The organism is Pseudomonas sp. Irchel s3f7 (assembly GCF_900187615.1).
Taxonomy (GTDB): domain Bacteria; phylum Pseudomonadota; class Gammaproteobacteria; order Pseudomonadales; family Pseudomonadaceae; genus Aquipseudomonas.
Window position 1 is genome coordinate 68,184 of the sequence record NZ_FYDO01000014.1, and the last position, 6,917, is coordinate 75,100.

The following is a 6,917-nucleotide window of genomic DNA, read 5'->3' on the forward strand; positions in this document are numbered from 1 at the left end:
GTGGCTCAGGTCAAACGTATCCGTCGTAACGTCAGCGGCATCATCCTGCTCGACAAGCCGCTGGGGTTTACCTCCAACGCGGCTTTGCAGAAGGTTCGCTGGCTGCTCAATGCCGAGAAAGCAGGCCACACCGGCAGTCTCGATCCCTTGGCCACCGGCGTGCTGCCGTTGTGCTTCGGTGAGGCCACCAAGTTCTCGCAGTACCTGCTTGATTCCGACAAGGGTTACGAAACCCTGGCGCAACTGGGCAAGACCACGACCACGGCGGATGCCGAGGGCGAAGTTTTGCAGGAGCGCCCGGTGACCGTTGGTCGCACCGATGTCGAGGCTGTATTGCCGAAATTTCGTGGGCAAATCAGTCAGATACCGCCGATGTACTCGGCACTCAAGCGTGATGGCCAGCCGCTGTACAAGCTGGCTCGTGCAGGCGAAGTAGTGGAGCGCGAACCGCGTTCTGTTACTATTACGCGCTTGGAATTGCTGGCCTTCGAAGGTGATACTGCGCGGCTGGCGGTGGATTGCACTAAAGGCACCTATATCCGCACCCTGGTGGAGGATATCGGTGAGCAACTCGGTTGTGGCGCTTACGTTGCAGAACTGCGACGTACCCAGGCCGGGCCATTCACCCTGGCGCAGACGGTGACTCTCGAAGAGCTGGAAGCGGTACATGCCGAAGGCGGCAATGAAGCGGTCGATCGCTTCCTGATGCCATCGGACAGCGGCCTGCTGGATTGGCCACTGCTGCAGTTCTCGGAAGCGAGCGCGTTCTACTGGCTCAACGGCCAGCCGGTACGTGCCCCGGATGCTCCGAAGTTCGGCATGGTACGGGTACAGGATCACAATGGTCGCTTCATCGGTATCGGTGAAGTGAGCGAAGACGGGCGCATCGCGCCGCGTCGACTGATTCGGTCAGAATGACCGGAACCAGCCTGTGTAACAGCGGGCTGGCGAGGGTGGCTGTTAACAGGCACGGTCACTACTCATTTTTAGATACAGGGATTTGTCCCTGGCCTGTTGAAACTGTTTTTCTGAAACAGTTTCCTGATAAAAGGATTGCCTCATGGCTCTCGACGTTCAAGAAAAAGCTCAAATCGTAGCTGACTACCAGCAAGCTGTTGGTGACACTGGTTCGCCAGAAGTGCAAGTTGCACTGCTGACCCACAACATCAACAAGCTGCAAGGTCACTTCAAGGCCAACGGTAAAGATCACCACTCCCGTCGTGGTCTGATCCGCATGGTTAACCAGCGTCGTAAGCTGCTGGACTACCTGAAAGGCAAGGATCTGGGTCGCTATCAGACTCTGATCGGTCGCCTGGGTCTGCGTCGCTAATAAGCGATTGCGCTAGAGGTTGGTTGTCTGTCGTGCACCAGTGGGTTTCCCGCTGGCGCATGGCAGGCTCCCAGCCTCAAGTTTTATCTGGATACCTGCTTTACCCGAGTAACACCTGGACAATCCAGTCGGGCCGATTCCCGGCGTTGCCCAAGAATTTCGCAAGAAACCAGTTCCCCAAGAGCCACAAAGAAGGTAGGACACCGTGAACCCGGTAATCAAAAAATTCCAGTTCGGTCAGTCGACCGTTACCCTCGAGACTGGCCGTATCGCCCGTCAGGCCTCCGGCGCAGTATTGGTCACCGTTGACGACGACGTCAGCGTATTGGTGACTGTAGTCGGTGCAAAACAAGCCGATCCAGGCAAGGGCTTCTTCCCTCTGTCTGTTCACTACCAGGAAAAGACTTACGCTGCCGGTAAGATCCCTGGCGGTTTCTTCAAGCGCGAAGGCCGTCCTTCCGAGAAAGAAACCCTGACTTCCCGACTGATCGACCGTCCGATCCGTCCGCTGTTCCCGGAAGGTTTCATGAACGAAGTGCAGGTAGTCTGCACCGTCGTTTCGACCAGCAAGAAGACCGATCCGGACATCGCTGCGATGATCGGTACCTCGGCAGCCCTGGCTATCTCCGGCATTCCTTTCGATGGCCCGATCGGCGCTGCCCGCGTTGCGTTCCACGAAAGCACCGGCTACCTGCTGAACCCGACTTACGAGCAGCAAGCTGCTTCGAGCCTGGACATGGTCGTTGCCGGTACTTCGGACGCTGTGTTGATGGTTGAATCGGAAGCCAAAGAGCTGACCGAAGACCAGATGCTGGGTGCGGTACTGTTTGCTCACGACGAGTTCCAGGTTGTGATCAACGCCGTTAAAGAACTGGCTGCTGAAGCTGCCAAGCCAACCTGGAACTGGGCTCCGGCTCCAGAAGCCACCGAACTGCTGGGCGCTATCCGCGCCGAGTTCGGCGACGCTATCTCCCAGGCTTACACCATCACCATCAAGGCCGACCGTTATGCTCGCCTGGGTGAGTTGAAGGATCAGGTGGTTGCCAAGCTGTCCGGTGAAGAAGGCCAGCCTTCTTCCAGCGAAGTCAAAGCGGCATTCGGCGAAATCGAATACCGCACCGTTCGCGAAAACATCGTAAACGGCAAGCCACGTATCGATGGTCGCGACACCAAGACCGTACGTCCGCTGAACATCGAAGTCGGCGTTCTGCCAAAGACCCACGGTTCGGCCCTGTTCACCCGTGGCGAAACCCAGGCTCTGGTCGTTGCAACACTGGGCACCGCCCGTGACGCACAACTGCTGGACACCCTGGAAGGCGAGAAAAAAGACCCGTTCATGCTGCACTACAACTTCCCTCCGTTCTCGGTAGGCGAGTGTGGTCGCATGGGTGGTGCTGGTCGTCGCGAAATCGGTCACGGTCGTCTGGCCCGTCGTTCGGTTTCGGCCATGCTGCCTGCCGCTGACGTGTTCCCGTACACCATCCGCGTGGTATCGGAAATCACCGAATCCAACGGTTCGAGCTCGATGGCTTCCGTTTGCGGCGCTTCCCTGGCCCTGATGGACGCTGGTGTACCGATGAAGGCGCCGGTTGCCGGTATCGCCATGGGTCTGGTTAAAGAAGGCGAGAAATTCGCCGTCCTGACCGACATCCTGGGTGACGAAGACCACCTGGGTGACATGGACTTCAAGGTAGCCGGTACCGCCAAAGGCGTCACCGCACTGCAGATGGACATCAAGATCAAGGGCATCACCGAAGAGATCATGGAGATCGCTCTGGGCCAAGCCCTGGAAGCGCGCCTGAACATCCTCGGCCAGATGAACCAGATCATTGGCCAGTCGCGTACCGAACTGTCGGCCAACGCTCCGACCATGATCGCGATGAAGATCGACACCGACAAAATCCGTGATGTCATCGGTAAAGGCGGCGCGACCATTCGTGCGATCTGTGAAGAAACCAAGGCTTCGATCGACATCGAAGACGACGGTTCGATCAAGATCTTCGGCGAAACCAAGGAAGCGGCAGAAGCTGCTCGTCAGCGCGTTCTGGGTATCACCGCCGAGGCCGAGATCGGCAAGATCTACGTCGGTAAGGTTGAGCGCATCGTCGACTTCGGCGCATTCGTCAACATTCTGCCGGGCAAGGACGGTCTGGTTCACATCTCCATGCTGAGCGACGCTCGCGTTGAGAAAGTGACCGACATCCTGAAAGAAGGCCAGGAAGTGGAAGTACTGGTACTGGACGTGGACAACCGCGGCCGTATCAAGCTGTCCATCAAAGACGTAGCAGCAGCCAAGGCTTCGGGCGTTTAATCGACCCCCAGCCTGACCGCTTCAACGTTGTAAAAAATGCCCCGCAGTGAAAGCTGCGGGGCATTTTTTTATGTGTGCGGGAAGATCAAAAGATCGCAGCCTTCGGCAGCGCCTACGCGCGGTCTCATGCAGGAGCTGCCGAAGGCTGCGATCTTTTTGTTTTTACAGCGAGCGAAGTTGCCTGACTCTATGGTCAGTGCTAGGTTTAGCCCACCGCCCGTGTAGCTCAGCCGGTAGAGCAGCGCACTCGTAACGCGAAGGTCGCAGGTTCGATTCCTGTCTCGGGCACCAATCAAGTGTTTTTGGAAGGCTCCAGCGGCTCCAAGCACCACGCAAAACCCCGCCTAGTGCGGGGTTTGTTGTTTCTGGGGGTTCATAGCGGTGCATAGCGTGCGCTTGCTAAATGAGTGCTCTAGTGAGCACGTTGCCTGTTCAATAATGTTTATAGGTACTCACTGGTTGCCCCTGACCATCTTGCAAGTGAAGGCGGCAACGCCACGCGCAACTGATTACGGCCTGCCTGATGGTGACGGCCTTTTTCTATGGATACGCCCAGCCGGTGGAAAGTCTTGGCGGTTCCGCTTTCGGCTGGACGGCAAACAGGCCCACATATCACTAGGCACCCTGGCCCATGTGACACTTGCTCAGGCGCGCCAAATGGCAGCCGATGCTCGCCAACTGGTCAAGCAAGGCAAACACCCCGGACAAGAACGCAAGCTCGCACGCCTGGGAGTCACCGCATCCCGTGCAAACACCTTCAAAGCGCTAGCCAAGGAATGGCACCAGCACAAGTCGGCCAATTGGTCCGAGGGATACGCGGCGGACACAATGACCGCATTTGAAAACGACGTGTTCCCTCACATCGGCGCCAGGCCAATCGACGAAATAAAGCCGCTTGAATGGCTGGCAGTGTTTCGCAAGATTGAGGCCCGTGGCGCGCTGGAGAAACTGCGAAAAGTTCGCCAGCGATGCGCCGAGGTTTATCGGTACGCCATCGCCACGGGGCGGGCCACATATAACGCCGTAGGCGACATTGGCGGCGCGCTACAAGCCCCCACCGCCGAGCACTACCCGTTCCTACGCGCCAACGAGTTGCCCCCGCTTCTGAAAGCAATCAACGCTTATGCCGGGAGCAAGTTGGTAAGACTCGCCGCGCGCCTGCTTATGTTGACAGGGGTCCGCACGTCCGAGCTTCGCGCCGCACCGTGGGCCGAATTCGACCTTGAAGCCGCGACTTGGACGATACCCGCCGAGCGCATGAAAAAACGTCGCACGCACCTCGTGCCGTTGTCTCGCCAGGCGCTCGAAACCTTGCGTGAATTGCAGACTATTTCAGGCGGATATACGTTGGCTTTCCCTGGCCGAAACGATCCGGCCAAGCCAATGAGCGAGGCCGCAATCAATCAGCTTTTGAAAGCGTGCGGGTATGACGGAAAGGCCACCGGCCATGGCTTCCGACACTCCATGTCAACCATCCTGCACGACCAAGGCTACTTAAGCGCCTGGATTGAAACTCAGCTCGCACACACCGACAAAAACACAGTGCGCGGCACCTACAACCATGCGCAGTACCTGGAAGGGCGTCAAAAAATGCTCCAGTGGTACGCGGACTACCTGGACACCCTGGAAAGCGGCAGCAACGTCGTGCCAGGAAACTTTGGGCGGCGCGCCTGACAAGCCGCCAGGAAAGGCAGCCAACAGGATAGAATCAATCACGGCCAGCCTAGCCCGACGGGGCGAACAGCGCGCAGCGGTGAAGACGCCAGGCGCAGCCTGTTTGCCATGGGCGTACTGATCGCGCTTAAAAAGCGCGGCGCGTTCATGGAGTATCTGATGGAGCAAGAGCCGCCGTTAACACTGGCCACCACCACCCGGCCAGGTTGGCATGAGTCCGGCGCGTTTGTGCTGCCAGGGCGCACCATTGGCAGCGACACTGTGCGCTTTCAATCCAGCGGCCAGGCTCCGGCACTGTTCACGGCCAAGGGCGACTTGGTGCAGTGGCAGGCACGGATTGCCACCAAGTGTTTGGGCAATCCGGTGTTAACCCTGGCCATCGGTTGCGCCCTGGCTGGCCCGCTGTTGAGCCTGGTCGGTGTCAACGGTGGCGGCGTGCACCTGGTCGGTGATAGCTCCAAGGGCAAGTCCCTGGCGTAACTCATCAGCGCCACGGTATGGGGCGATCCCGCGGTATTCGCCTCAAGCTGGGATGTCACTGGCCCGCGTAGCGTGGCTGCTGGAATGCTCGCCAGAGCAACTGGCGGCAACCGGCAAACTCACCAACGAAGACGCCGAACAGTGCTCAATTGCCGCGCCGTACCTGGCAGTTGAACTGATCCGCTCCAATGGCTGGACCTCACCGCCGCCAATTGAGCGAGGCCCACGCCTAGAGCAGCCAGCACCGCCCAGCGCGCCGAGATTTTCCGCGACCTGGTGCGCCGCCCGTGACGCGTACCTGGGGCATCTGATGAAGTGTCCTGATTGCATTGCCCATCGGTTGCACAACACCATCCATTGCGAAGCCCGGACCGTCTTGCGCCGCGGCTATGACGTGTTGAGCGGCTCCTAGTCGATTCGGTCGACTGGGGGCGCGTTTAAATGCAATGAGCCGCAATGAGCCGGGGTGAAGTGCAATGGCCGCGCTGAATTCGTATGGCTTCAATCCAAAAAAGGAGCGCGATTTTCTGCACGGTGGCTATGGTGTGGTTTTCGTGGCGTCCGCCAGTAACGCGCCGCAATAGTCCTTTCATTGATGGCGTCTGTCCTTCGCCCGCAAAGTCGCCGACGGGACAAAATCAAAGGGACTGCAATGCGTTTGATAAATAAATCAGATGGAGGCCTGCAACGCACCGTCGATCCAGACACCGCCGCCAAAATGGTGCGTGACGGTTTGGATCGGGGCGGCCTCACCATTGACGGGCTGAGTAATGTACGGATTGGATCTCGTTTCGCCAGCAAAGACGAAATCATTGAGGCCGTCCGTCGTGGGGATTTTCTGTTGGTCGACGATCCCCCCAGAGGTGGCGGGGGTAGCGGCGGCTATTACGCCAGACCGGAGCCAGAGCCAGAACCCATTTACCTGGCAGCCAAGGAAGATTGGCCGCGTCCGAAAGCACGCACCGACCAAGTTTTTGCGAAGTCCTGCACCACTGAAAACTGGTGTCGCACCGAGGCAGGCGCGACCCCGGAGCCTGCCTCCAATTTTGGGACGGTCATGGTGGCAGCTTCGATGCTGCTGCCTGACGCTTCTACGGCGATTGCAATGGCCATCGGCGCGAT

The 6,917-nt window shown here is 58.5% G+C and carries 5 protein-coding genes, 1 tRNA gene and 2 pseudogenes; all 8 read left to right on the top strand.

The features are described from left to right. Entirely contained in the window at nucleotides 1-918 is a 918-nt protein-coding gene (gene truB / locus CKW19_RS14055) for a tRNA pseudouridine(55) synthase TruB (RefSeq protein WP_095058377.1), read from the top strand. 142 nt (nucleotides 919-1,060) lie between these two features. Beyond that, a complete protein-coding gene (gene rpsO, locus CKW19_RS14060; RefSeq protein WP_003177875.1) occupies nucleotides 1,061-1,330 on the top strand; it encodes a 30S ribosomal protein S15 in 270 nt (89 codons plus the stop codon). A gap of 205 nt (nucleotides 1,331-1,535) precedes the next feature. Continuing rightward, nucleotides 1,536-3,641 (top strand): polyribonucleotide nucleotidyltransferase, encoded by a 2,106-nt coding sequence (pnp, locus tag CKW19_RS14065; RefSeq protein ID WP_008088348.1) that lies wholly within the window; start codon nucleotides 1,536-1,538, stop codon nucleotides 3,639-3,641. A gap of 215 nt (nucleotides 3,642-3,856) precedes the next feature. Beyond that, nucleotides 3,857-3,932 (top strand) — tRNA-Thr (locus CKW19_RS14070). A gap of 168 nt (nucleotides 3,933-4,100) precedes the next feature. Continuing rightward, nucleotides 4,101-5,315, top strand: coding sequence for a tyrosine-type recombinase/integrase (locus CKW19_RS14075; RefSeq protein WP_095058453.1), 1,215 nt, complete (start codon nucleotides 4,101-4,103; stop codon nucleotides 5,313-5,315). Between the two features lie 75 nt (nucleotides 5,316-5,390). Further along, nucleotides 5,391-5,855: pseudogene (locus tag CKW19_RS14080) on the top strand (DUF927 domain-containing protein); the annotation flags it as partial. Then, nucleotides 5,848-6,207, top strand: coding sequence for a hypothetical protein (locus CKW19_RS29085; protein WP_256580340.1), 360 nt, complete (start codon nucleotides 5,848-5,850; stop codon nucleotides 6,205-6,207). The pseudogene CKW19_RS14080 and the gene CKW19_RS29085, both read left to right, overlap by 8 nt. A 240-nt stretch (nucleotides 6,208-6,447) precedes the next feature. Beyond that, nucleotides 6,448-6,917 (top strand): annotated as a pseudogene (locus CKW19_RS28855) (S-type Pyocin); the annotation flags it as partial.

Excerpts from the sequence above, each read along its gene's own strand:
- rpsO (WP_003177875.1), top strand. The coding sequence starts at position 1,061 with ATGGCTCTCGACGTTCAAGAAAAAGCTCAAATCGTAGCTGACTACCAG.
- CKW19_RS29085 (WP_256580340.1), top strand. The coding sequence starts at position 5,848 with ATGTCACTGGCCCGCGTAGCGTGGCTGCTGGAATGCTCGCCAGAGCAA.